The 26,663-nt window shown below is 36.8% G+C and carries 24 protein-coding genes; 13 read left to right on the top strand and 11 right to left on the bottom strand.

The annotated features are described in order from the left end of the window. Positions 1 to 33 precede the first annotated feature (33 nt). Positions 34 to 975 carry a glycosyltransferase family 2 protein gene (locus NZD88_RS09945; protein WP_259829014.1) on the top strand — a complete coding sequence of 314 codons (942 nt, stop codon included), beginning with the start codon at positions 34 to 36 and terminating at the stop codon, positions 973 to 975. Then, on the top strand, positions 972 to 2,300 hold the full coding sequence (locus NZD88_RS09940) for a hypothetical protein (RefSeq protein ID WP_259829013.1): 1,329 nt from the start codon (positions 972 to 974) through the stop codon (positions 2,298 to 2,300). Before NZD88_RS09945 ends, NZD88_RS09940 begins: the two co-directional genes overlap by 4 nt. A gap of 46 nt (positions 2,301 to 2,346) precedes the next feature. On the opposite strand, the gene NZD88_RS09935 is transcribed toward NZD88_RS09940, so the two are convergent. Continuing rightward, entirely contained in the window at positions 2,347 to 3,375 is a 1,029-nt protein-coding gene (locus NZD88_RS09935; protein ID WP_259829012.1) for an acyltransferase family protein, read from the bottom strand. Positions 3,376 to 3,422: 47 nt separating this feature from the next. Further along, the gene (locus NZD88_RS09930) at positions 3,423 to 4,193 is read right to left on the bottom strand and encodes a class I SAM-dependent methyltransferase (protein WP_259829011.1); all 771 of its coding nucleotides are present in this window, start codon (positions 4,191 to 4,193) and stop codon (positions 3,423 to 3,425) included. A gap of 106 nt (positions 4,194 to 4,299) precedes the next feature. Here NZD88_RS09930 and NZD88_RS09925 point away from each other — a divergent pair, with 106 nt between their 5' ends. The 3 genes from NZD88_RS09925 (at position 4,300) to NZD88_RS09915 (ending at position 6,908) form a co-directional block, all read left to right on the top strand. After that, positions 4,300 to 4,842, top strand: a complete 543-nt coding sequence (locus NZD88_RS09925) for an acyltransferase (protein WP_259829010.1) — start codon at positions 4,300 to 4,302, stop codon at positions 4,840 to 4,842. 3 nt (positions 4,843 to 4,845) lie between these two features. Next, positions 4,846 to 5,688, top strand: coding sequence for a glycosyltransferase family 2 protein (locus NZD88_RS09920; protein WP_259829009.1), 843 nt, complete (start codon positions 4,846 to 4,848; stop codon positions 5,686 to 5,688). A 74-nt stretch (positions 5,689 to 5,762) separates the two neighbouring features. Continuing rightward, positions 5,763 to 6,908, top strand: a complete 1,146-nt coding sequence (locus NZD88_RS09915; protein ID WP_259829008.1) for a glycosyltransferase — start codon at positions 5,763 to 5,765, stop codon at positions 6,906 to 6,908. A 132-nt stretch (positions 6,909 to 7,040) separates the two neighbouring features. Here the strand turns inward: NZD88_RS09915 and NZD88_RS09910 are convergent, their stop codons facing one another. From NZD88_RS09910 to NZD88_RS09895, 4 genes are read right to left on the bottom strand one after another with little or no spacing between them, the layout of a single operon-like run. Continuing rightward, positions 7,041 to 7,622, bottom strand: a complete 582-nt coding sequence (locus NZD88_RS09910; protein WP_259829007.1) for an acyltransferase — start codon at positions 7,620 to 7,622, stop codon at positions 7,041 to 7,043. Between the two features lie 15 nt (positions 7,623 to 7,637). Next, a complete protein-coding gene (locus tag NZD88_RS09905; protein WP_259829006.1) occupies positions 7,638 to 8,969 on the bottom strand; it encodes an ANL family adenylate-forming protein in 1,332 nt (443 codons plus the stop codon). Further along, entirely contained in the window at positions 8,966 to 9,661 is a 696-nt protein-coding gene (locus NZD88_RS09900; RefSeq protein WP_259829005.1) for an SDR family NAD(P)-dependent oxidoreductase, read from the bottom strand. The genes NZD88_RS09905 and NZD88_RS09900 overlap by 4 nt, the downstream gene beginning before the upstream one ends. After that, positions 9,651 to 9,944 carry a hypothetical protein gene (locus NZD88_RS09895; RefSeq protein ID WP_259829004.1) on the bottom strand — a complete coding sequence of 98 codons (294 nt, stop codon included), beginning with the start codon at positions 9,942 to 9,944 and terminating at the stop codon, positions 9,651 to 9,653. The genes NZD88_RS09900 and NZD88_RS09895 overlap by 11 nt, the downstream gene beginning before the upstream one ends. Positions 9,945 to 10,088: 144 nt before the next feature. Here NZD88_RS09895 and NZD88_RS09890 point away from each other — a divergent pair, with 144 nt between their 5' ends. From NZD88_RS09890 to NZD88_RS09855, 8 genes are all read left to right on the top strand, one after another. After that, positions 10,089 to 11,231, top strand: coding sequence for a glycosyltransferase (locus NZD88_RS09890; RefSeq protein WP_259829003.1), 1,143 nt, complete (start codon positions 10,089 to 10,091; stop codon positions 11,229 to 11,231). Between the two features lie 88 nt (positions 11,232 to 11,319). Then, entirely contained in the window at positions 11,320 to 12,471 is a 1,152-nt protein-coding gene (locus NZD88_RS09885; RefSeq protein ID WP_259829002.1) for a glycosyltransferase, read from the top strand. A gap of 11 nt (positions 12,472 to 12,482) precedes the next feature. Next, entirely contained in the window at positions 12,483 to 13,034 is a 552-nt protein-coding gene (locus NZD88_RS09880) for a serine O-acetyltransferase (protein WP_259829001.1), read from the top strand. Between the two features lie 442 nt (positions 13,035 to 13,476). After that, positions 13,477 to 18,429: a T9SS type A sorting domain-containing protein gene (locus NZD88_RS09875; protein WP_259829000.1), complete on the top strand. Its 4,953-nt coding sequence runs from the start codon at positions 13,477 to 13,479 to the stop codon at positions 18,427 to 18,429. Between the two features lie 348 nt (positions 18,430 to 18,777). Further along, a complete protein-coding gene (locus tag NZD88_RS09870) occupies positions 18,778 to 19,446 on the top strand; it encodes a carbonic anhydrase (protein ID WP_259828999.1) in 669 nt (222 codons plus the stop codon). Between the two features lie 21 nt (positions 19,447 to 19,467). Further along, positions 19,468 to 19,767, top strand: a complete 300-nt coding sequence (locus tag NZD88_RS09865; protein WP_259828998.1) for a hypothetical protein — start codon at positions 19,468 to 19,470, stop codon at positions 19,765 to 19,767. Between the two features lie 144 nt (positions 19,768 to 19,911). Further along, positions 19,912 to 21,504 carry a SulP family inorganic anion transporter gene (locus tag NZD88_RS09860; RefSeq protein ID WP_259828997.1) on the top strand — a complete coding sequence of 531 codons (1,593 nt, stop codon included), beginning with the start codon at positions 19,912 to 19,914 and terminating at the stop codon, positions 21,502 to 21,504. A gap of 42 nt (positions 21,505 to 21,546) precedes the next feature. Continuing rightward, a complete protein-coding gene (locus NZD88_RS09855; RefSeq protein WP_259828996.1) occupies positions 21,547 to 22,182 on the top strand; it encodes a carbonic anhydrase in 636 nt (211 codons plus the stop codon). Positions 22,183 to 22,388: 206 nt separating this feature from the next. On the opposite strand, the gene pth is transcribed toward NZD88_RS09855, so the two are convergent. From pth to NZD88_RS09830, 5 genes are all read right to left on the bottom strand, one after another. After that, entirely contained in the window at positions 22,389 to 22,952 is a 564-nt protein-coding gene (gene pth, locus NZD88_RS09850) for an aminoacyl-tRNA hydrolase (RefSeq protein ID WP_259828995.1), read from the bottom strand. An 86-nt stretch (positions 22,953 to 23,038) separates the two neighbouring features. Beyond that, a complete protein-coding gene (locus NZD88_RS09845; RefSeq protein ID WP_259828994.1) occupies positions 23,039 to 23,971 on the bottom strand; it encodes a hypothetical protein in 933 nt (310 codons plus the stop codon). Between the two features lie 98 nt (positions 23,972 to 24,069). Next, positions 24,070 to 24,945, bottom strand: a complete 876-nt coding sequence (locus NZD88_RS09840) for a hypothetical protein (RefSeq protein WP_259828993.1) — start codon at positions 24,943 to 24,945, stop codon at positions 24,070 to 24,072. Between the two features lie 151 nt (positions 24,946 to 25,096). Then, a complete protein-coding gene (locus tag NZD88_RS09835; RefSeq protein WP_259828992.1) occupies positions 25,097 to 25,840 on the bottom strand; it encodes a hypothetical protein in 744 nt (247 codons plus the stop codon). A gap of 7 nt (positions 25,841 to 25,847) precedes the next feature. Further along, positions 25,848 to 26,663 carry a hypothetical protein gene (locus tag NZD88_RS09830; protein ID WP_259828991.1) on the bottom strand — a complete coding sequence of 272 codons (816 nt, stop codon included), beginning with the start codon at positions 26,661 to 26,663 and terminating at the stop codon, positions 25,848 to 25,850.

Below are 26,663 nucleotides of genomic sequence, written 5' to 3'. Positions count from 1 at the left end.
ATTATCTTACCGTTCAAAATGTTAACAAAAAAAATGAAAATATCAGTCATTATCCCCGTTTATAATGCTGAAAAATTTATTTCTCAGGCCGTGGAATCTGCACTTCAATTTGATGAAGTGTACGAAGTGATCCTGGTAGAGGACCAGTCTCCGGACAATGCCCTGCAGGTATGCATTCAGCTTGCGGAAAAGCATGACAGAGTACAGGTCTATCAGCATGCTGACAAAGGTAACCATGGTGCAGGACCCAGCAGAAACTTGGGTATTGAAAAGTCTACCGGAGATTTTATTGCTTTTCTGGATGCAGACGACTATTTCCTTCCCAACCGCTTTGACGCTGAAAAAGAACTTTTCGAAAAACAGGAGGTAGAGGGGGTCTATGGTGCTCTGGGCGTTCATTACTACTCTGAAAAAGCAAAAGAACAGTATTATCCGCTATTTGGAGATAATCTCACTACCGTATACAAAAGACATAGCCCTAAAGATGTTTTTCCCGGACAGATTTATATGCTGGGGAGTTTTGGCCTTTTCAGCATTGATGCACTGACGATCCGTAGAGAGCCTCTTCTAAGGAAAATGGATATTCTATTCAAAACCAATTTAAGGCTTCATCAGGACAGCGAATTTCTTTTCCGTCTTTCCTTTTATCTTGACCTTTATCCTGGTATTTTAGATAAAGCCATTGCGGTGAGAGGAGTACATGAAAACAACCGTATTACTCAGGTAGATTCTAAAAAAATAAAACCGTCAAGTACCAGAGTTCTTGTCTGGAAAGAAATTGACAGCTGGGCTACCGATGAGAAAAAAATACCTGAAAATGTAAGACAACATATCAGAAGGATGCACAGAAGCTTTCAGATTGCGAATGCTCCTACACTGAAAAAATGGGCTATGATCCTGAAATATCTGGTAACAGATTACAAGAGTATAGCTTCCGGACTTTATAATATTAATTTCAGAGATTCTCTGCTATGATGACTTTCCGTCCGGCTAACAGCAAAATAACACCTTTTGATTACACCATTTTCTTTGGAACTATAATTTATTTTATATTAAAGGTGATGTATTCCTCCGGAGAGCTTACCCCGGATGGTATTACTTATTTGCAGCAGGCTCAGGATTTTTGGTACTACAAAGTGAATTTCCCTTTGGGATATCCTTTAGCTATCAAGTTACTGAGTTTTTTCACCGGAAGCTTTTTTGTGGCATCCAAACTGGTCAACATATTAGCTTATATTGGAATCGTTCTTTTTTCATACCGAAAGAATTTTTTTTTATCACAGACTATTCTAGTTTTTTCATTCTATCCATTTCTTAATTTATATCCTATAAGCTTATCGGAGCCTTTGTATTATTTTTTCAATTATCTGATTATTTATTATGTATACAATTATACACATGAGGGATTTAGTACAAAGCATACCATTTATCTTTCTACCCTATTCTTTTTGCTGATTTCTGTTCGTTTTTCGGGTATTTTTGTTCTTATTTCTGTATTGGTATATCTTGCTTACCTTGCATTTAAGAAATTTCATTCTGTAAAATCTTTTATCATTCTTTCTGGAGCTCTATCCACTGGGGCTCTAGCATACTTATTGATCAATTATATGTACTGTGGCTTTGCTCTTGGACAAAGAGATCATCTTCATATCAACCCGGCTCCGCTTGTTGATTTTATTTCAAAAACATCTGTATCTACATTAAAAGATTTCAGCTTTCTTAATGTAATTATACACAAAGGAATTCTACACAGGATATCTGTGCTCAATATCTTTGTAGGAATAGCTCTTATCTCTTTTTGCGCTTATATTTTTATTGAAAAAAGAAAAAATAAAGACTACTTCAACTTTTATCTTATCATTTCATTAATAATCGTATTATCAGGTATCCTATACAGTTATTACACTACAAAAATAGATGATACTATCCGTATTAAAAGTAACGCATACCTGTATCTGATTCTTTTTATTGCCCTGAATATTTCAAAAAAGAATATAGTCTATGCTCAAACTTTTGCTGCTTTAATCTTATCTATCAACTGCTTTTCAGTTATTAAATATTACGGAGAAATTACAAACTACGAGGTAAAATTCAGCAAACTGATCCAGGGCTGTAAAGACAGGAAAGTAGATATTCTCTATAAAAAAATCCAGGACAGTAATGAAAAAAATCATTCTGCAGTACTCCGTTTCAAAGCTTTTTTAATTGACAAGGAATACATTATTGTAGAATCCAACGGGGGCCAACAAAATGGTTCAGCCTGCCAGGTTTTGACTTCAGAAATTATCAATCAAAAATAACAGATTTTCAAACGTACCAGATCTCCTTTACTACCCAAGGGAAATTTTATCTGATATTTAGTTTTTTAAGATAATCTCTGAGTGGTTTTTCAATAAATTGGTAGAACAGCATGGAGGTGAGGATAAGAACGCCCAGATAGACCCAGAATATACTGTTGATGTCAAGTTTGTACTTTTGCCACTTCAGAACCTCCCTCAGGATATAAAGAATGGGAATATGGGTAATATAAACGGCATAACTGGCTTCGCCTAAATATTCCAGGGGTTTTAATGAGAACAATTTGGTCACGAACCCGTTATTTCGGGAAATTAAAATAATAAGCGGAATAAAAAGAATCGCCATCAGCCCGTTGTGATAAAAAAGAGGAACAAAGATCAGCGAAAGCATAATCGCTGCAAAAATCAAAATCACCGGGATATCGAAATTTTTCTGTTTGAAATTCTTCACAAAAAACAATCCGGCAAGATTTCCTACCAAAAATTCGCTTACATGCATCAGCGGAAAATAATACAGAAACTCGTAACTTTCTGTGTGCGGACCTTTATAGGATGGTGAAGCTTCATAAAGATGAGAGAATACCTGCGTAATCACCCATAGGACAATGCCTGCTACCCAAATACTTTTATTCTTTTTAGAGTAAAAATAATTGTACAACAAGGGAAAAATAAGATAAAACAGAAACTCCACAGAGATAGACCATCCCGGAAAATTTAAGATCATGGCCTTACCCGGGATCCAGCTCTGCAGCCCAAACAGGTACAGAAAGACCTTATCGATACTGAAATTTGAATATCTCGTCACCAGATAAAGCAAGAGCCCTATCACATACAGCGGATAGATCCTTGCAAATCTGTTCTTATAAAATTCAAAATATGCGATCTTTTCTTTCTTATGATAAGCCACGATCATAATAAAACCCGAAAGGATGAAAAAATAGCTCACCCCCACATTAGCTTTTAAAAAGATGTTTGAAATATAATCAGTCTTATAGACAAACATATCTTTATTAAAGTGAGAAATGACGATGGCTATAGCTGCAAGAAATCGGGTAAAGGTAATCTGGCTTATCTTCATTCATGAAAACTGTTCAACAGCCTTATATAGTTTTAGTTACAAATAAACTACTTGACAAAAACGCCAATATACTTTCCTTCATACTCTACTACCGTAGTTTCTATGTCATTTTTTTCACAGAAATCCTGGTAAGCAGAATTGTCACCGATATCATCACTGATAAAAACGCCTCCTTTTTTCAAATGTTTGTACAGCTCATCATATGCCCACATTCTTCCGTTATAACTCTTATCTGAATCATAATGAAGAACATCAAAAACTGCATTGTCAGCAAAAATTTTCGGCAACGATTCTTTATCTGCAAAGCGGAATAGTTTCCAGTTGTTTTTAAGATTTTCCGGCACGACGTAACCTACGTACTGATCACCATCCTGCGCCAGGTAAGGCATATCTGAACTATAAAGCACACCGTCTCTTTTTCTCAAAGAAAGAAGCGAAGCCAGTGATGACCATCCATATGCCACCCCTGTTTCTACGACATGCTTTGCATCGGTAAATTCACATGCATAGTACAGCAGTTCCAAAGCTCCGGGACCGCCCATTTTCACAGGGCATGCTTTTTCCTTTTGTGCGGCTGTAAGTAAAACATCTGCATAATCGGTACGGAAAGCATCTATTTCAACAGCAAACAGCTTTGAAACAGCTTCTTTTTGGGAGACCGCTCTTCCGGCAGCCCAGGAATTGGTTTTTTCCTTGCCTTTGAAAGCATTGCCTCTATTGACTGTGTTTTTGATGATTTTCCGGCCAAGCTCCGGATAAAGATCCGGTCTTTTCAGATACCCGATAAAAGTTTTGAGAACCCTTGTTATTTCACTCACTGTGTTGTATTTAATACCGCAAAAATAAATATTTTTTTCTCATTTATCTAAAAACAGATTATATTTGTGAGACTCAAATGAAAATGAAAAAAATAAAAGTCCCGATATGTTCTATAATCTTTTCGAAAAATTCCATAGAAGACAGCAGCTTTCTACCCTAAAAAAGAACCCTAACGTGTTTTTTGATCATCTCAGAATGGGCATAGGCAACCGTTTTGTTGTAGATAAAGATATAAAAAAATTAAGTATCGGAAAGTCTGTAGAATTAAGAAACTATACCTGTATTCTGGTCGTGAAAGATGCCAACTTAGAGATCGGTGATCATTTTTTCATGAATAATTTCTGCTCGATCAACTGTCTTGAACATATCTCAATCGGGAATAACACTTTATTTGGGGAAAATGTCAAACTTTATGACCATAACCATACTTATGACACTTCTCCTGTCTTCAAACTTCACCCATCGAAATTCTCAAAAGCACCTATAAAAATAGGGAACAACTGCTGGCTGGGAAGCAATGTAACAGTACTGAAAGGGGTAACAATTGGAGACAACTGCATCATTGGTGCAGGATGTACCATATATAAAGATGTTCCTGCCAATACGCAAATCATCAACAAACAGGACCTAGTGTTCAATGCTCTCTAAAAGATGAAATTCTCCATACTTATAGCCCATTATAACAATGCTGTCCTGTTCAGAGACTGCTACAGGTCATTACTTTCACAGACCTACAAAAATTGGGAAGCCGTCATTCTGGATGATGCCTCGTTTGAAGAAGAGAAAGAACAGATCAAAGCCATTATTGCAGAAGACAAGCGTTTTAAATTTTTCGAAAATGAAAAAAACTGTGGGGTTGGCGTTACCAAAAGTAAGCTCATTGAACTTGCTTCAGGAGATATTTGTGGTTTTGTAGATCCGGATGATGCTATTCTTCCTGGCGCTATTGAAAAAGCGGTCAGTGTATTCATGCAGAAAAAGAATGTAGCCTTAGCATATTCAAGATTCATGAGCTGTGATAAAGATCTACAACCGATCGCTCCTTTTAAATCTGCTATGCAGGTACAGAATAAGGATCCGTATTTTTTTAATTATCCCATTCAGATCGCTCATTTTGTAACATTCAGAAAGGATATTTATGAACAAACAGAGAAGATGAATAGTAATCTAAAAATAGCAGAGGACCAGGATTTGTATTTAAAGATGTATGAAAAAGGAAATGTACATTTCATTGATGAGACCAACTATCTTTACAGGACACACGGTGGCGGAATATCCCAGAATGACAATAAATCTAAATCCTACGACTACTTTGCTCAGGTAGTTTTTAATGCCATGAAAAGAAGAAACATCCAAAGCATTAATGGTGTAAAAGTTCCTGAAACCTATACTCATCACGAGGAAATATTTAAATTATTGGAATATCAAAATTCTATCAGCTACAGAGTTTTAAGAAAAGTAAAAATATTCACTCAAAACTTTCTTACCAGATAATACTGAATTGTTTTCCGTTACGGATCAAAACAACATTTCAGATGGATAAGATAAAATCAAATTTTAATTCACACATGAAGATATCTAAAACTAAAGTATTATTCAGATTACGGTCTATGGAAACGGGTGGTGTACAAAAGGTTTTATGTGATATTATGAAGAACATTCCTTCAGATCTGTTTGAGATCACTTTACTCCTTAATTTAAAACAGGGTGAAATGCTTCCGTTAATCCCTGAAAACGTTAAGGTTTTTCATTTGGCTGAAGGAAAAGAACAGTTTTCAAATAACCCATTGATGCACAAATTACAACTGGCTTTAAGAAGAGTCAGACTGGAAGTTTATCACAGGTTTCCTCAATTAATCCAAAAGCTAATACAGTTTCAGCCGGATGTTGAGATAGCTTTTACTTCTTCAGAATTTGATGCGTTACTGAAAAGTCCTTTTAAAAAATCAAAAAAAATAGGATGGTTCCATGCGGATATCCGGGATGCTGCAGCCACTGAGACGGATAAGCTTACTATTATCAGACAGCTTAAGCAAATGGATACGGCAGTTTTTGTCTCGCAACAAACCAGAAATATCATAAAAGAAGTGTATCATGAAGAGATCCCGAAAGGGCTTGTCATTTATAATCCGTTTGAACACAAGGTCATTAAAGAAAAGGCTCACGAATTTGAGGTAGATTTTAAGACAGATCTGCCTGTTTTTATTTCATTAGGAAGACTTATTCCAAGAAAAGGAAACAAAATTTTAGTTGAAGCCCATAAAATATTAATCAACAAAGGTTTACATCATAAAATCTGGCTTTTTGGAAATGGACAGGATAAAGAGGAATTGTTAAATTTAATCAAAGAATACAGTATTGAGGATTCTTTTATCATTAAAGATCCTGTTATCAATCCTTATCCTTATTTAAACAAGGCTGATTTTTATGTCCTGCCTTCCAAATCGGAAGCCTACCCTTTGGTAATCGGAGAAGCATTGATTTTAGAGAAGCCGGTTGTAGCGACAAACGCCGGCGGAGTAAAAGAAATGATGGACGATGGCATCAACGGGACGATTGTAGAATATGATGCAACGAAACTGGCTGAGGGGATGGAAAGATTTTTAACGGATAAGGATTGGGTAGAAACTATCAAATTCAACAATAAAACAGCTTCCCAAAGATTTGATAATCAAAAGATATACAATCAGATTATTGAGGTGTTAAAAAAATAAAAGCAATCGGCTGATCACTAAAAGTAAAAGGTGGCATTGAGAACCTCAGCCACCTTTTATTTTCCTATAGATTATTTGTATTTCTCAAAAGATCTTATCAATAATATCATCATTCCGGTAGAATATATTGTATTATTCAGATCTTTTCTTATAGGCTTTTGCCTTTTTAAATTCATAGGGCAGATTCTTTTTCAGCCATTGATTAAGCTCTGTTCTGTTTTGCTCCAACTCACGGGGATACATGGTATTCTGATCGAGCACAGATTCTGCGTATTGTTCCACAGAACAAATAAATCTCGCCGGATTACCTGTAAAAACAGTATTATCAGGGATTGAATGGGTCAGAACAGATCCAGCACCCAGGATACAGTTGTCTCCCATTTCCACATCCTGCTGAATCACACAGTTGGAACCAATGGTACAGTTCTTCCCTATTTTTATTCTGCCGAAAATTCTGACATCTGCGAAGCCTTCAAGACGTCTCAGGGTCATTGTTGTTCCGCCATGATTCACAAAACGTGTACCTCCGGCAATTTGTGTTTTATCTCCTATTTCAATAAGAAACGGCTCTGAACCAAAATAAACTCTTTCAAAAACCTTAACGCCTTCCCCAAGTTTCAACCCCTGAAGCACACATACTTTGGTGTAGATCTTCATATAAAGTCTTTCCCAAAAAGTAAAGCAGAAAAGCATTAAGCGATAAAAAATATACATATGTTTTTTTTATAATTAAATTTCTTTCTTAAATCTGGCCGTAACATCCAATGAATGGGTAATAATAAGTTTACTAGGCACTTTATATCTATCCAGTTCTTCGCGGCACTTTTGTAAAATGAGTTTTTTCATTTCTTTTTCGTCATTCCCCTCGGTAATCACAACTTTGGCGCACACCATCTGACCTGTAATGGCATTGTCTTTGGCAAAAACAGTGGTATCGATCACCTCCGGAATGAGATTAATGACATCTTCCACTTCTTTTGGAAGCACCTTTAAACCGCCTACATTAATGACTTTATTAATTCTTCCCACTATTTTCAGATAGCCGTCTTCATCCACCTCAACAAGGTCTCCTGTGGCAAACCATCCTTCTTTTGTAAACTGGCTGCTTTCCTGGTTCACATAACCTGAAACCTGATTTTTCGACTGCAAATACAACTGTTCGTCAACTACTTTGAACTGGTAATTAGGATCAACGATCTTAAAGAAAAGGCTTGTAGATGATTTGCTTTCTGTCTTTAAAATTCCGGTTTCGCTGGTTCCGAAGGTCTGCAGAAATTTAGTGGAAGGTATTTTATTTTTCAGCTTATCCAGTAAATGCTGAGGCATTCTTTCGGTACCATAAGTAATCATTTTAAGGCTGGAAAGGTCGTACTTATCAAAATCTTCCGTCATGAGCATCAGATTTAGAAAGGTAGGACTTGTAGGCAGTACCTGAATTTTTTTATCCTGGATCAGCTGCATGATATACTCAGGGTTCCTGTCGGCAGGAATGGTAATCTGCGAACCATTGTTCAGGCATCCAAGCAATGTATTGATTCCTCCGATATGATCAAAAAGCAGGAAAAGAATAAAATTCAGATTCTTTTGTTTCTTCGGCTCTTTAAATTCTGAGATAATTTCACTGAAATTATGCACCATTACTTTCGGAGCTCCTGTAGTTCCACTCGAAAACAGGACCAATCCTGATTGATTCTTATTCAGAATCTCATCATATTGTGCGACCCTGTCGAATACTTCATTAACGGGGGTAACTACCGTCTTTTTATTTTCAAAACTAATGATTTTCGTAACTTTTGCCGCCTTCTGTTTATTTTGGATCTCTGTATCCGTTGTGGGAACAATGGGAACAATAATGCAGGGAAACTGGGAAAGCGCCAGAAGCATAGAAATACTTTCAAAGCTGTAATCTGACTGGACAGAAACGACGTCATTCGCAATGATACTGTTTTTCAGTTCATCGGTAGTCTTTGAAATCTGGTCTGCCAGTTCGGGATAGGTATAGGTATTATTTTCTTCTATAATACTTAATCCGGAATAATGGTGTAATTGGTTTAGATTCATAATCCTCCTAAGTATATAATCTGTCCTGTAATAAAGTTGCTTTTGGGTGATATAAAAAAGTCTATCACGTTTTCCACATCTTCAAATTCTCCTAAACGGTGAATCGTCTGCTGGTCCAGAAGCTGCTGAAGTTTATCTTTTGGAATCACTTTTATCAGATCTGTATAAATGGGTGTAGGTCCTATAGCATTTACCGTAATCTGAAAATCGGCAAGTTCTTTAGCCAAAATCTTCGTCATTTTTTCTACGGCGGCTTTAGAGGAAGCATAGATCATTTCTCCCTCCAGATTCAGGGGAACTGCTACAGTGGAGAAGTTGACAATTCTTCCTCCTTTATTCCTCATGACTTTTGCACATTCTTTGGCAAAGAAAAAGCTACCGAAAAAATTAGTTTCAAAAACTTTTTTCACAGTAGAGCCGGGTGTCAGCAGGGAATGGTTCATAGAAGCGATACCTGCGTTATTGATAAGGACATCTATTCCGTCAAACTTCTTTTTTGCTTCTCGTACTACGCTGTTCACGCTTTTTTCATCGGTAACATCACAGATAAAATGGTGGTAATTTTCGTGAGAAAGATCGCTTTCGCTTCTGCTGCATCCCAATACATTGTACCCTTTTTCCAAATAATAGTGGGTCAGATGAAGTCCAATTCCTTTACGGTTTCCAGTAATGAAAATTGTTTTATTCTTCATCGTCCAGCTCTAGGATAAACTTGGTTAGCTCTTCAACATTGGAGAATGGGCTTGTACTTCTGGACATTGCTCTTTCGCTGGAAAGACTGAATACTCTATCATATTTTTCCTCCAACACTTCTTCAAGATCCACTAAAAAATTAACCAGACCTATAGAATCAAATATTCCACTTCTTCCGATCAGTCTTTGGGTAACCGTTATTTCTTCCGTCTCGATTCCGTTATTGTCTACGAATTCTTTAATAGTTTCAATGACAAGGTCCTGTACTTCTTTTTTTTCCATTTGAATTTTTAATTTTTACAAATTTAATAATTATTCTTTTCCTTTCAATTGTAAGTTCTTTTCTTTTTAGATCTAGACGTAATTTCTTTTTTTTACTTTTGTAAAAATCTCTCCCCTTAAGAGATTCCAATTCAAAAAAAACAAATGAACAAAAAGATCCTGTTTATATACTACCAGAATATAAAGGCCAATGGTATTTCAAAAGTTCTCGCCAACTTAACTTCAGAATTAGCAGACAGCGGATATGACGTTGAAATTCTATTCTTAATGGCTCCCCATAAAGATTTTTATCATATTAACCCAAAAGTAAAGAAGCATTACATTGATTCGTTTGCCCACTCATCCAGTAAAGGAGGAAAATACATTCTAGAAAAATTTAAATTTGTTCCCAAAGTATATAATATTTATTCCTACTTCTATGATCTGGGATCTTACAAGGTCTTAAAAAAATGGATACAAGAGAATCATCAGAACTATGAAACGATTGTTTCCTGTTGGTATAAACTTTCTTCCATGCTTTCTTTAGACAAGGAAGTTAGCAAAAAAACCATTGCCTGGGAACATATGAGCTATAAATCCGGAGGTTTATTTTGGAACAAAGGCTTAAGACGTTACTATAAAAATTTAAGAACCATTGTAAGCACCAATATCCCCGGTGAGAAACATTATAAGGAACTTAATAAAAATTCCCTCACCATTTATAACCTCATGGACAATGAAATTGACAATCAAAAGTACATTGAACCGGACCAAAAGAAGAATATTATTTCTGTAGTTGCAAGGCTTGATCCTGAAAAGAACATCAGCGAATTCATTGATATTATTTCTCAAATTAATATGCCTGAAGACTGGAAAGTTGTGATTATAGGCAGTGGCAGAGAAGAAAAACGTATCCAACAGGAAGTTATTGATAAAAATCTAACCTCTAAAATTGAACTTTTAGGTAGCAGGAGCATGGAAGAAGTCTATCAGCTTCTTGCTTCCTCAAAAATCAACTGTCTGACCTCTACCGTAGAAGCCTTGCCTACCATACTGATACAGGCCATGTTCTTTTCCAATGCCCTGGTTGCCTATGACTGTAATTATGGCCCTTCAGATATTATTAATAAAAATAATGGATTTCTCATTCCTCTCCATGACAAAAATAAATTTATACAGGATCTTCAAACGCTAACCAATAATAAGGAAGTATTAGATGCACTGATGAAATCTTCTTACGAAGAATCACGCAAGTGGAAGAAGGAAAAAATAGCACAGGAATGGAAAAAAATACTTCAGAAAAATTAAAACTATTCAATTAAATGGTTTATAATATCTGTTAGTACTTATAATTTTCTGAAATTTATAAAATAATATCGTGATTGATTAAAATTGTATGTCACAAAAAAAGAAAATACTTATCCGGATTGGCTCTCTCCGACATGGTGGTGCAGAAAAAGTTCTTATCAACTTTCTCAAAAACCTTCCTGAAGACAAATATGAAGTCGATCTGCTGATCAACCTCTATACAGGAATGTATATTAAGGAAGTACCATCATGGGTCAATCTCCATTATCTTATCAAAGGGGAAATGATCACGACCAACAGACCGCATGAAATTCCGGTGAAAGCATTCAGAGTGCTGTATCAGAAAATGTTTCTTTGGTGCCCTTCTCTTCTTTATAAGTTTGTTCTCAAAAATAAAAAATACAACGTAGAAATAGCAGCTATTCACGGGATGTACAGAGAACTTCTTTCCAGCCCTCAGAAGGATTCAAAAAAAATCATCTGGATACAGAATGACATTTTTAATCTGAAAGAATATACTCCGGATGTGATCAGACAGCTTTTCAAGTTCGACCGAATTCTGGTTATTTCCAATAAACTGAAAGGAGAAATGCAGAAGGTGGCCCGGAATGACCAGGAAAAGCAGGCGGTTATCAAAATTTACAATCCGATTGACAAAGCTGATACTTTGAATAAAGCGAATACGGCAATTGATGACTATCCTTTTTCCAACCAGCTTCCCACTTTTATAACCATTGGAACGGTTTATCCGCAGAAAGGCTATGACCGACTTCTGGATGTCCATAAAAAGCTGATGGACGAGGGATTGAAGCACCAGATCATCATTATTGGCGACGGTTTTGATTACGAAAACATTCAGGCGAAACTTAATCAATTGGGTCTTCAGGAAACGGTAAAGATGTTGGGTTTCAGAAGCAATCCGTATCCTTATCTGAAAAAAGCTGATTTTTATGTGATGTCTTCCAGGCATGAAGGCTTCCCTACCATTATTGCAGAAGCATTAATTTTGAATAAGCCGGTTGTATCCACAGATGTTTCCGGAATAAAAGATCTTCTTCAGGAAGGAAAATTAGGTGTTATCACACCCAATTCAGAGGACGGGATCTATGAGGGAATGAAAAAATTCCTTACAAATCCGGAACTTGCAGGCCGCTACGAAAAAGAAATTACTGCAGCTGATCTGCCTTTTGTCCTGCAGAAATCTGTAGCGAAACTTCAGGAAATTATTGACGAATTATAAATATTTAAAGAATGGGTTATACAGTTATACAAAAAGATTTTTACCGCGAAAGCGGAAAATGGCTCTCTTCATTTGAGATCTGGAAAAAATGTATCAATCCAAACCTGCATTTTATTTATATTTTAAGAAAAGCTCAACAGTATAACAAAAAGCCTGTTATAGGAATATTCTGGAGATTAGTTCTCAGACATTATCAAATAAAATACGGCTACCAGATTTATCCTGAAACTGAAATTGGAGAAGGTTTTTATTTGGGACACTGGGGAAGCCTGGTCATCAATCCTAAAGCAAAGATTGGAAAAAACTGTAACCTTGCCCAGGGAGTGACTATTGGCCAGCAAAACCGTGGTAAACTCCAGGGTGTTCCTACAATCGGTGATGAAGTCTGGATAGGAGCCAATGCCGTCATCGTAGGCGGAATAACAGTTGGAAACAATGTTTTAATTGCCCCCAATTCGTATGTCAATTTTGACGTTCCTTCCCATTCTGTAGTGGTTGGAAATCCTGCAACCATTCACCCAACAGAAAGAGCTACAGAAGCATACATTAACAATACCATATAAAAGCTCCTCTTATAGATTTATATCTAGAAATAATATTTTTTTCCTTAAAATTCAAGTTCTCTATTGTGGGAAAAAAATATTTTATCGATTTTTGTTAAAGAATTTTAAAAAAATTAAGTTATGCCTTAAATTTTTAATCTTCAAAAAAAACACAACTAAAAACTTTAAAACACAAAACACATGGAAAAAAATTCACTTTCTAAACATGGTGCAGCTTTCTGTACTGCCTCATTTTTCACCTCCAAAGCCTGACTTAAATCACCTATATAGCCTGATATAAGAAACAGTAAGTATTTTATTTATTGTAAAGCTCACCGGTATTGATCAAGTTGGGATAAGAAATAAAACCTGTATTCTTGACGTTTTATTGCTGCTAATTTAATGAGATCTACCACGTTATCATCTTATCTATTTCGAAAAAAACACTTTTAATTTTATACGTATGAAAAAAAAATCGACATTGAAGATTTTTGCTGCAGTCTTTTGTATTGCATCGTCTCATGCTTATTCAGGGACTTTTATCGTCCCCAAGCCTAATGAGACCAATATTGGATCTAATCATAAAACACCTTTGCCACCGAGTGTTTATGATCTGGATCCTCTTATCGTTATTTCACAAAATGTGAATGAAAAGGGGTTAGTTGTAATGAAAGGTAACTTTCAAAAGCCTAATACTTCCGGAGATGTAAAGGTTACGATCAAGTACAAAGATGCCCAAAACAATTGGGTATCGGTATGGTGTAAAACCTATGCAGGTAACTATGAGTATAATGAAGATCTTACCGCTAATTTCGAGTTACCAGAATCGACTTTGAATACCCATTCTGTAAAGATCGAACTAAGTTCAGACTCAAGCATTACCAACTGGCAGTCCATCACATGGAATAAAACAGTAAACCATTACAAAAAGGCGAATTATACGTATGGAAACTGTGATTTAGATGAAAACCAGTATACGATTCTATTTACTCCTAAAAAAGACGGAACGGTTTTATACAACTCAAATGGATCGGTTTCTGGGGTTAAAGACAGGGTAAAGTCTCAACATTTGACAAAAAAATTAGATGATATCGTTTTGTCTTTTCAAGGTAACGCATCATTGGATAATTCTAACGCCAACTCACCGATTATTAACATCACCAATCCCAATAGTCTTTCTACGATCGCCAGTTCTCAGAAATTCATCTATCAGGGAAGTGATACAAGTCCTTTTGAGTTTTCATATCATGATCCGGTGTATATGTTTGCCGGAAAATTTTCAAATGAAAGCTTTTTTATCAATTTCAGCAACTGGTTTTTACCTCCTGAAGAAGGCGGGGAACCATGGGGCAGAGGATATTTAGACTTTACCAACCCTAATGCTCTGGTAAACAGATATTACAATCTTTACAATTACATTAATGAAAAGCTGGGTGATGTTTTTGCCAATCAACAGCCTGTAGTAATTGTTATCAGTAAAGTCACAGGATTACGAGTTTATAAAGGCAACGGACAATATGTTTCTCTTACTGCTACAAGTAACTATAATACTACTGATGATTTTGGCTATCCTCCACTCTATGACAAACACAGAGGGCCTGGTTCTGAAAACTTTTCATTAAGTAACACTTCGCAGGCTTCATTATACGGTGTTGGCGCTATTAGAAATACAAAAGTGATCAATAGCTGGAACGGTCCATCAAGACCTTTAATAGACATAGAAAGTGAAATTAATAAATTTATAAAATATGTTGGCCTTTTCGGAAATCCAGTTACTGAAGATTGCCCTGTTGCCTGCTTTACGATCAATTCAGGGGCTCAATCAGATTTTGTAGACTGGACCAAAGCTCCTAATAGCTACATCTTTACAGGTAAGGATAAAAATAATGCCAGTGTAGACGGTCTTTATATCCCTGTAAAAAAAGCTTACGAAATGTGGGCGAAAGGGGGTGAATTTATGAAAGATGAGCAAGGCACTTACACGCCTATCCCAACAGGAACTGCCACTACAGGATTATATTGGGAGGACGAAATGGGCTTGATCAAATCTGTTATGTTAGAAGGTACGGGAGAAAATGCCAAAATTAAAGTTTTAGTCAATAAACTTAAAGAAGGCAATGCTATTGTTTCTTATAAAGTAAATGACAAGATATACTGGACATGGCATGTATGGGTTACAGATGATCCTACTGATGGAAGTACTTATCATCAAGGTTTTGAAAAAGACAAAGATGGAAATCTGGTAACCGATTGGAAATGGATGGACAGAAATCTGGGCGCTACTAACGCTAAGCTTACAGGTAACGATTGGGATAAAACTAAAGGTCTTCAATATCAATGGGGAAGAAAAGATCCTTTTCCTGTATTCAAAGTAGAAGGTGAAGCTGGAAAATTCAGTCCGGGAATTGCTCAGCAAAATCCGCTTCCGGTAAAGTTCAGAGGAAATCTTCAACCGAATGATGCAAGCGGAAACAACAATAATACAGGATTTGATTCGCCAAATGGAAATATAAGATATTCTATTAACAATCCTATCAACTATATTGTCCCTCCGGTTTACATCTATAAAATAGGAGAAACTCCGGTTGAAAATGGTGAAAACTATGCAGTACAGGGTCCAAATCCTACAGACTGGGTTAGAAAGGAAAATACAACATGGTTTTCTAAAAGTAAGTTTAAAACTTTTGATTCTTCCAATTATTACAATAATGTCGCCTGGGATTTATGGGGTGATATCAGAGAAGGAAGATGGACCAGTACTAATACAGACAACAGTGATGTTTTAGAAAAAAGTACGTATTACAACATGAAATCACCTTATGACCCATGTCCTTGCGGATGGAGAGTTCCTTCTTTTTACTCAAGTGTCGCCGGAGATGCAAATGCAAGTCCTTGGGGGAAAAAGTTCAGAAATACAACGACAAATATTATTCCCGATGCACAAAGCACCGATTACCCGGGGATAAAAGTTTTCCCAAGCTATGGTTTCGATTTCAACGGAGTTTCTGAGAGAAACCTAGGAGTCATTCCAATCAATGGTAACTATGAGTATTATCCTCAGCCAATGACTTTAAAAGACGGATCAGGCATTAACAGGAACAGCAGTAAAATATTCCTGGGAATGGGTTCTGCAAACAAAGGCCCTGAAGCTGTTCTTCAAGATCAGATTACAGATGGAGCATTACATAGTTCTACATTTTTCACCCATGGCGCACCAAGCGAAATAGGAGCAAGAGGATTGGTTTATGTATCTGATGCAGGAAACGTTCCTAATCACTCGAATTTAGGATGGCATTTTCTGGCGCACAACCGTATCATTGACGGAAACACTTATGAATCAAGAGGGGTACGATGTATAAAAGACCCTAATAACAGCTATATGCCAAGTGCATTCGAGGCAGAATACGTTTATTCACCTGCTAGTCAATACACATTGGAACAATTGCGAAGCTGGGCAAAAGAGCCGAATAGCTACATTGAGTATACAAACTCAACATTAAATACTACAAATGCAGCAGATAAAGACAGAGTAATTGATATTCCGTTGAGAAAAGCCTATGCAATGCAAAAACTTTACCTATCAGAGAATAATGAAATGCCTACAGGAAGTGTAAAATCTACCTCGGTAGTCTGGACAACAGATCAAACTCTTATTTCAAGTGTAGAAATTATTGATGATGGTATTCTGGAAAATGCAAAATTAAGAGTTATACTTAAAGAAGGTAAGACCGGTAATGCTGTCGTGGCATTCCATTTAGGAAGCAACGGAACATGGTCCAATGGAAATAATACAGACCCCATCCTTTGGAGCTGGCATATCTGGGCGCCACAAACTATTGTTCAGGAATATTCTCCTGCATTTAAAACAGAAAGTGTTGCCAATAACGGGATCAAAAGTGATCCAAGCGGACAGTTTGTAAACCCTGTTAAAAGCTATTACGGTGTTCCACTGACGACCACTTTCATGGACAGAGATTTAGGAGCACAAGGTCCATTTCTTGACCAGCATTTTGTGGCAGAAGGTTTAGCAAATTTCCAGTATAACCCTAATTATCCTGCTTCTGAATCTAGTTTAAGAGCAATGGCTATTAGAAATAGTGGCGGATTGCATTATCAGTGGGGAAGAAAAGATCCGATTCCTGTATTCTATTATCCGGGAGGGTTCTATGAACATAGTTCAGGAGGTAGTACGCGTGATAACTTCAGAAAATATTCAGTTTTCAGACAAACAGGATTGAATGCGGGAACTATTGTCTACGGAACTGTGAATGAAGCAACTTATCTTGCTAATTATTCAAAAGAATATTCAACCTATTCCAACAGTATAACTGCAGCTGACAGCAAGTATAATAAAATTAAAAAGATTTTAAAATATTCAGTTTCCAACCCTTCAACCTATTTGTACCAAAATGCATCATCCAATTCAAAAGACTGGATTTCCGATGAAAACGGACTTTCTACAGACAGATGGGGCCATGCTACAGAGAAATCTCCTTACGATCCCTGTCCTCAAGGATGGAGAATTCCGGATATGATGATGAATATAATCGATGGTGTAAATCTATATGATGGCTATCATTCTTACACAAAGGGAAATACACCATGGTTCTATAATGCCCGTTTTATGCAGAGTAACAAACCTGTTTATGGAATAGATCCGTCAAACTATAATATATTTGTAAATAACGAAGCTTATGATATTAACAAAATGAATTATATAGGTGGTTATGTGAGAGCTACCGGATCAGGAAGAACACAAACCAGATATGGATTTATTCTTAACAGACCAGAATATAACATAGGAAACTTTCCTAATAATGGGATCAGAGGGTTCACAGGAGGAAATACACTTACGGCCTCTCAAGCTGCTGCAGCTCCTGGTGTGGATGATAATTTTAAACGTTCCGGAATATGGACTTCTGCAATTGCAAGCGATCAAGCTATCGGAATGTTATTTAATACAGAAATTACACAGTCTTCTCCACTACAAAATGATAAACTTTACTTCCTTACACCCACTAATCTTTTCCGTCCACAGGCTGCGATGTCTTGCCGTTGTGTAAAAATAGAATATGATGGCAACGGAAATGAAATCGGAAGATATGAGCCTTTCGCCATTCCAGTACCTCAGAATGCTTTAGCTAAAGCAACCAACATTCTTGCAAAAACTGTAATCGAGGAAAAAGTAGCTCAAAACAAGCTTGAGTTCTTCCCGAATCCAGTGAAGAGTCTGTTGTATATCAAAGGAAACGACAAAGCGAAAGATTACTATTACCAGATTTATAATATTTCCGGTCAATTGGTAAAGTCAGGAAAGTTTGAAAATGAACAGACTGATCTTTCTTCTTTACTGTCAGGCGTTTACTTAGTAAGAATCAATAATTCTGAAACGATAGTGAAGATTATTAAACAATAAAATAATAACCTTTTGTAAAGATGAACCGCCTCAATGCAGATTGAGGCGGTTTTTTATGAATTAATAATATTTTAATCTCCAATTTTAATTTTATCATTTATAGTTTGTAATTTTATCTTAGCTTTTTTGAGTCTGGATTATTAATTTTTCAGGCAAATTCATTCGAAAACTGCGTGTATCAGTCGCTTTAAACATGATTTTAAGCATATTTTAATATTAAATATTGTTAAAACTGATTGGCTTTTCAGCAAAAATTATATTTTTGCATGATTATTGATTTAATCTATTGAATTCGAAAATAATTTAAACGAAATAAATAATCATAACCCTTTGTAAATTTTTAAAATTATGTCACAATCGTACGAGGTTATTTTTGAAAACAACAGAAAGTGGGTAGAATCTAAAATTTCACAAGATCCGGAATTCTTCCATGAGCTTGCCAAAACTCAAAATCCTGACTATTTGTACATCGGATGTTCAGACAGCAGGGCTACAGCGGAAGAGATCATGGGTGCAAAACCGGGAGAAGTTTTTGTCCATAGAAACATCGCTAATGTTATCAATACTTTAGACATGAGCTCCACAGCGGTCATTCAATATGCTGTAGAACATCTTAAAGTAAAACACATTATCGTATGCGGACACTACAACTGCGGCGGCGTAAAAGCAGCGATGACCCCTCAGGACCTGGGATTATTAAATCCATGGTTAAGAAACATCCGCGACGTTTACAGATTGCATCAGACTGAATTAGATTCTATCGAAGATGAAGGAAAGCGTTATGACAAACTTGTAGAACTCAATGTTCAGGAGCAGTGCATCAACGTGATCAAAATGGCTTGTGTACAGGAAAGATACATCATTGATGAATATCCTATTGTGCATGGCTGGGTATTTGACCTTAGAACGGGTAAGATCATTGATTTGGAGATCGATTTCGAGAAAATCCTGAAAGACATCCAAAAAATCTATAACCTTACAAGTTCTGATTGGGTAATGAACAGAAAAACAGACTAGTTTTTCTAAAATAAATGTAAGATGAAATTCTGGAGTATTATTGTATTAACCTTTTTCCTAAACTTCACAGCACTGCCAGGCATTGCTGCGGTTGCTGGCTGGGAGCTGGTTAGGACCAATGTTATACTCAATGAAGAGGAGCCTCATTCTCACCCATCATCTTTTATTGTTTACGAAAAGACCCTTCCGAAACCTTTGGACGTATTCGATTACGTGAAGTTTTCCGAACCTGATCTTCAGGGCGTGTCTTTTGAGTTAATAGATGATTCCTTTCATCTGTCCCCCCTACTCACCATATTTTCTCCGCCTCCGGAAGCTTAGTTTTTAAGTATAATTAGATTTTTTTAATAGTATTCATATCAAAAACTGATATCGGATACGTGTGCTTTTAAACTTAAATTTCCAATCTTTTATAATTGATTATCTGAGTATAGATCAATTAGTTATAGTATTTTTCAAAACATTATGAAAAAAACATCATTCATAGGAGGAATCAAGGAGAATTTCCCTTCAGGACTCGTTGTATTCTTAGTAGCGCTTCCATTATGTCTCGGAATCGCTTTAGCATCAGGAGCACCACCATTATCAGGTGTCATCGCCGGTATTGTAGGAGGACTAGTCGTAGGGTTTTTAAGTAATTCAAATATATCAGTATCTGGTCCTGCGGCCGGGCTTACCGCTATTGTTTTAACAGCGATCACAGATTTGGGAGCTTTTGAGCTTTTCCTTTGTGCAGGAATCATTGCCGGGATCATCCAGTTAATTTTAGGATTCATCAGAGCCGGAAGTATATCCAATTATTTCCCGAATAATGTCATCGAGGGAATGCTTGCTGCTATCGGTATTATTATTATTTTAAAACAAATTCCTCATGCCATGGGATTCGATAAAGATTACGAAGGGCATGAATCTATATTTGACAACGGTCTTAATTTCGGATATTTCACAGAATTATTCGGGGCAGTACATATTGGAGCTATTGTAGTCACTCTGTTTTCGGTAGGTATTCTTATTGCATGGGATAAAATTCCGGCTTTAAAAAGAATGAAAATGCTGCCGGGAGCATTGGTAGCAGTAGCGGCAGGAATACTTCTTAACGAATTATTTAAACTGTCCGGAAGCTCTTTGGCAATCGGTACACAACATCTGGTCTCACTACCTGTTCCTAAGTCTTTGGATGATTTCAAAAATCTTGTTACGATGCCTGATTTTAACGGATTCACCAATCCTAAGGTTTGGATAGTAGGGGCAACCATTGCCATTGTAGCTTCTATTGAAACGTTGCTTTGTATTGAAGCTTCGGACAGATTGGATAAACAGAGAAGAATTACCGATACCAACCTTGAGCTTAAAGCACAGGGAATCGGAAATCTGATCAGCTCATTTATCGGAGGATTGCCCATGACATCTGTAGTCGTAAGAAGTTCTGCCAATGCTAATGCAGGGGCCACTTCAAAAATGTCTGCGATGATTCACGGTGTACTCCTATTGGTATGCGTACTTACCATTCCATTTATATTAAACCTTATACCGCTTGCTACCCTTGCTGCAGTATTGATCCTTGTTGGATACAAACTGGCAAAACCTGCCACATTCAAACATTTCTGGCATTTGGGTAAATTCCAGTTCATTCCTTTTGTAGCCACAGTGGTAGCGGTAGTCGCAACCGACCTTCTTAAAGGAGTAGGTATCGGTCTGGCTATTTCCGTATTCTACATTCTTCAGGGGAATATGAAGCGTGCTTATTACCTTAGCAGAGAAAAACTGAATGATGCAGACGAAATCACTATTAAGCTTGCCGAGGAAGTTTCTTTCTTGAATAAGGCAGCCATCAAAAAGACCTTGAAAAATGTGAAGTCCAATTCTACCGTGACCATTGATGCAAGAGGAACTTCATATATTGCCACAGATGTACTGGAGATGATCCAGGACTTTGCCAATATAAGAGCAAAAGAAGAAGACATTAATGTGGAGCTTTTAGGCTTCAAAACTTCATACAAAGATTATGAAACAGATGAAGATTCTCACATCCTGATCACACACCGAAGAGCAATGTAAGCTCATTACACTAATTTTTTAATTTTAAAAAGAACAAATCATATGAAAGCACATACACACGAAACTCAATCTACTATTACTCCTGAAAAAGCATTAGACTTTTTAAAAGACGGAAACCAGAGATTTGTCAATAATCTAAAGGCAAACAGGGATCTTTTAGGACAAGTGAACGCAACACGGGAAGGACAATGGCCTTTTGCAGTTATTTTAAGCTGTATAGATAGCCGTACTTCTGCAGAACTTATCTTTGATCAGGGATTGGGAGACGTTTTCAGTATTAGAATTGCAGGTAATTTTGTCAATCAAGATATTTTAGGTTCAATGGAATTTGGCTGTAACGTTGCGGGTTCCAAACTTGTTGTCGTTTTAGGACACACTAAATGTGGTGCATTAAAGGGAGGCCTGGACGCAGCACAAATTCAGGGAATGGGAATGGATAATCTAAACCATTTGATTAATCATTTCGACCCAATTATTAATGAAATCATCGAAGAAGGCGAAGAACGTTCATCAAAAAACGGTTCGCTTTTGGAAAGATTGAATCAGCAAAACGTGAAAAGTGCAATCGAAGACATTCGTACACAAAGTTCAACCCTTAAAAACCTTGAAGATGAAGGTAAAATTAAAATAGTTGGGGCTAACTATGATGTTGAAACCGGAGTTGTCACTTGGTTATAAGTCATAAAAATTCGCACATTTCTATTAAACATATATAAAAAAGTCAGATTGGAAATTGACTTTTAAAGCATAAACAAATGCCACCGAAATTTCGGTGGCATTTTATATTTTTAATAGATGAAAAACGTACTGGTTAAGTTCTAATAAAACAGGAAATTATTTAGGATATGCTAACCGGAGATTTTTATTGTATTCTGAATCTTTAATTACTTCCCGTTAAATGCTGACATCGTATTGTTGATCCCGGCAAAAACAAAAGACAAGCTGGCTTTAGCAAACTTTTCAATTCGTTCACCTAATTTTTCATTTTCTTCTGCATTCCATGTTCCCAGTACATAATCTACCTGGCGGCCTTCCGAAAAGTCGGCAGAGATCCCAAAGCGGAGTCTTGCATAATTTTGGGTCTGTAGCATTTCATTAATGCTTTTCAGACCGTTGTGTCCGGCATCGGAACCTTTCATTTTCATTCTCAATGTCCCAAACGGAAGTACAAGATCATCTGTAATGATCAGTACATGCTCCAATGGAATATTTTCTTTCTGCATCCAGAACTTTACGGCATTTCCGGAAAGATTCATATAAGTATCAGGCTTCAGGACGAAAACTTTTCTTCCTTTGTACTTCCCTTCTGCCATCCAGCCGAAATTGGTTGTATTAAATGGAACTTCCAATGTTTCGGCTATTTTTTCAGCTACTTTGAATCCTATATTGTGACGTGTATTTTCGTATTCCGGACCTTTGTTTCCAAGGCCTACTATTAAATATTTCATTTAGAAATTTTTTGCAAAATTAAGAGATAAAAAATAAAAAAGCCCAACCTTTATAAGATTGGGCCTGTATATTTTAAAGTTTCTTTTTAGAAAGGCTTATAAATGTAGTTAACACCAAATCCTTTTGTCATATACGTTTGTGGATCGTAGCTATAGTTAGTTGTTCTGCTAACAGGAGATGGAATAGGTGGTATAAGATCTGTTACAGACAATTTCTTAGGATTGTTCGGAGATAAAATATGACTTTCTCTGTCGTTAATCTCAGTAGATAAAAGTCTTGAGATTTTATATACCGTAGGAAGCAATGTAAACGGACTGATCTCTGTGTCATAGTTTACGAAATCATAAGCTAATCTGGTGGTAGGTCTTCCGAATGCTCCGCCAGCCATAGGTCCGTAATTTCTTACGACTCTGGATACATTATCTCCTAAATAAGCATATCCTGTTTTAGAATAGCTGATAAACGCAAACGGTGTTCCTGAAACATCCGGACCATTCTTCATAATGATAGAGTCCAGTTTAGCAGTAGAACCGTTATATTTTAGATCGTAAAGCGTTTTTGTTTTTCTTAAAAGCGTCTGAGGTCCTGGATTAGTTGCAGGTGGAACAGGTGGAGGTCTTCTGAAAACAGAACGGTTTTCAGAAATTGTTACTAACTTATCGTTTGGTCCATAAGTAAATAACTGGCTGTAAGAAACACTATCCTTATCCAGCTTACCATTCCCATCCAGATCCAAAAATCCGTTAAATGAAATCTGGCTTACTTTGTTACCACTGTAAGCGATATCTGTAATTGAAGCACTGTCTGTGATTACTTTCGTTACCAAAAGCCCACTGTAGTGATATTCTGCTAATGTATCTTTGTTGGTGATTTCTCTGTATAATGCTCTCGGACCGTTTAGGCCTCCCGTGTCATTCAGATCCAATAATGGATCCCCGTCTTCGTCTAGCATGTCTTTGCAGGAATGTATTGAAGAGAACCCTGCTATTAATAAAATAAAGTAGAAAAGATGTTTCATTTCCAGGTAATTGTTTATTTTTTGACAAATATAACTTTTTTTTGAATAAAAGTTATGTTTTTATTTATATTCCGATAAAACCGATAATCAATTGAGTTTTATAAAGTTCTGTAAACATATTTAAGCGCCTGATCCTTATCGGAAACAGGATAATTAAATGCATCGTACACATACGTCATAGGTGTATTTACTCCAGGTGCAGGACTTGGCGGCATTACATAGACTGATGTAGGATTATTCGGAGATATTCTGTAGAAGTTCTCAGGACGGATCAGGCTCCAGGCTGTGAAAAAGGATTTTGGAAGCGTAGAGAAAGGATTGACTTTAGAGTCATAGTTCTGATAGCTGTAAACAGTCATCTTAGCCGTAGCCATATTAGGATCTCCTGTTCCTGTAAGTGTTCCCTTGGCACATTCTGCCTTGAAAATATTGTCTCCATTATAGGTAAAAGTGCTTTCAGTAAATAAGCTGTATGCGGTATTGCCGGACACTTTTCTTTTTTCCATGATTTTCACAAGCTTCTTACCGGTAGCATCATAAGTAAAGGTATAATCACTTACGAACGAATCTAGCGGAGCAGCGGCCGTAGCAGTACATGTTGCACTGTACACATTCCCCTTGCTGTCCTCACTTACGCTAAAATCATAGGCCGTACTTCCGGTTAAACTTCCGATAAATTTTATTTTACCAATTTTATTATTGATATACGTTACAGTACCCGTATAATAATTATTGGTGCCTCCATCTCTCAACATTCCTTTCTGAAAAACACTTCCATTAACTGTGTATTCTTCCTGAACGGTACTGTTTAATGTGATTTTTTCCAGTACTCTGGCCGGAGGAGGAGTTGTATTCCCATTATTTCCGCCATTATTGGCACTGGGTTCAAATTGATCTGAAGAAGAATTGTCACATGAAACCAGAAGTCCGAAAAACACTCCGGTAATGACTTTAAAAAGATAGTTTTTTCCCATGAAAAAATATTTTAGTGAGTTTACAAATATAATTCATTTTTTTGACGAAAACATTCACTTATTCAACAAATCGATGACAATTTTTATCTTTTCACAAAAAAAACCTAAAAACATAATGCTTTTAGGTCTTTAATTATGATGGATTGCAATATTAATAAGGCTGAAGTACAGATGTTGTCAAAACAGACTGAGACATCTCGTTATTCAGAAAGTCCGTATTCACCGCTCTTCCTATTCCCAAAGTCCCTGAATTCAGGTTTCTCTTGGTACATGCCACAGCTACATTATAATTGTTCTTAGGGGTAAGATCCGCAAGTGTCGCATTAAGGTTAAAGATTTTATAACTTCCTTCCGAACCTATTAAAACATCAGTTCTCACTGCTCTCAGAGTATTATCTACAAAGATTCCACATGCAAAACCTGAAGAAGAATTCCCATTTCCTGTTTTCTGAGCTGTCGTCTGAAAAGTAAAAACAACTTTATTTACAGCATTGGTAATGGAAAAAGTATCCACCGTCCCGGGAAGAATCGTCCATGCATTGGTAATGGTCGTCCCTTCCGTATAGGGAGTTGTAACTCCATTAGGAGAAGAAAAGGATGCGCCTGTTTGATCGGCAACTGTATTCAATGAAAAAACAGACATACTACCCTGCCCATCAGCGATTTTTATACTCTTCCAGTCATTCACATTCATCTCCGAATTGTTATGAAGAATAGTTCCGGCTGATCCGGCTGATCCTCTCAACAGATTCGTCCCTCCAGTTCTTATTTCTCTTCTTACGTTGATATCCCCGTTTACATCCAGCATATTAACAGGATTGGGAGTATTCACACCTACCTGTGCGTTGGCCAACATAGCAAATAGCAAAGATTTTATAATAATAATTTTTTTCATGCCTGGATTAGTTTATAATGGGGTTAAATGCCTGAGGAATCTCATATACATCAACTTTCAGAGAAGATTGAGCAATAAAGTTGTTAATGTTTGTATCTGCATTGATCCCTACAGCCAGTACAACATCGGTTCCCGTTCTGTAAGACCCCAGTCTTGAACAGGCAACACTTACCGTATGCTGTCCTTTAGAAAGATTGGTTACCACACCGATCTGATTATGGGTAATGAATGTACTGCTTGCACTACTCGCCTTCAGGTTTCTCTGTCTGAGATTAACCAGCTTGTCATCCACAAAAATACCACATGCGTAATCTATAGAAATATCCGGTGTCCCGTTCGCAGGTAGGTTAGCCTGCACCACGGTCTCAAACTGAAAATAGGTTTTACTCTCTGTACTGAAGACACTGATGGGTTGGGACAGACCCGCAATTTTTTTAAATCCGGGAAGACTGGAAATATCCGCTCCTTTAGAAAAAGCTGTACTTTTGGCCGCAATACTTGACTGTTCGGTACTGGTAAACTTCACTCCGGTTCTGTCTGAAAAGGAGTTATTGAATATTAAATAAAATTTGTTCGGTTCATATTCAGGAATACGCAGGGACTTCCAGATTGGAGGATAACCTTCTCCCTGAGAGACAAGGATCTGATCATTATTTCCTTGAGAAAGTGTATTGTCTGTAACATTCAAAACAACGATCTTATTTCTTAAATTGATATCACCGTTGACGTCCAGTTTTGCTTTCGGTGAATTCGTATTGATTCCCACCTGGGCAGAAAGAGACAGTCCTGCTACAAAAAACAGGATTGATATAATATTTTTCAT

The organism is Chryseobacterium pyrolae (assembly GCF_025153485.1).
Classification (GTDB): domain Bacteria; phylum Bacteroidota; class Bacteroidia; order Flavobacteriales; family Weeksellaceae; genus Chryseobacterium; species Chryseobacterium antibioticum.
The sequence above is the reverse complement of the archived record's forward strand: the minus strand, read 5'-3'. Positions and strand labels throughout refer to the sequence as shown.